Raw genomic sequence first — 486 nt, 5'->3', positions numbered from 1 at the left:
GACATGGTCTACGACATCATGAACGACTCCCAGCGCAAGGTGTACGAGGAGACGCTGGAGGTGGACTTCTCCTTCGAGATCCAGGGTCTGGCGCGCTTTCGCGTCAATGCCTTCAACCAGAACCGCGGTGCCGGCGCGGTGTTCCGGACGATTCCGAGCAAGATCCTGAGCCTGGAGCAGCTCAATGCGCCCAAGGTCTTTGCCGATCTGGCGCTCAAGCCGCGCGGCATGGTGCTGGTGACCGGGCCGACCGGCTCGGGCAAGAGCACGACGCTGGCGGCCATGATCAACCACCTCAACGAGAACGAGTACGGCCACATCCTGACCATCGAGGACCCGATCGAGTTCGTGCATGAGTCCAAGAAGAGCCTGATCAACCAGCGCGAGGTCGGCCCGCACACGCACAGCTTCAGCAACGCGCTGCGCTCGGCACTGCGTGAGGACCCGGACGCGGTGCTGGTGGGCGAAATGCGCGACCTGGAAACC

1 protein-coding gene is annotated in these 486 nt (G+C 63.4%); it reads left to right on the top strand.

The features are described from left to right. The coding region (locus tag O7A70_RS34020) for a type IV pilus twitching motility protein PilT (RefSeq protein WP_337144235.1) at positions 1 to 486 on the top strand (486 nt) is incomplete at both ends.

Origin of the sequence: Mesorhizobium sp. Cs1299R1N1, from assembly GCF_037179655.1 — a bacterium.
Taxonomy (GTDB): Bacteria; Pseudomonadota; Alphaproteobacteria; order Rhizobiales; family Rhizobiaceae; genus Mesorhizobium; species Mesorhizobium salmacidum.
The sequence above is the reverse complement of the archived record's forward strand: the minus strand, read 5'-3'. Positions and strand labels throughout refer to the sequence as shown.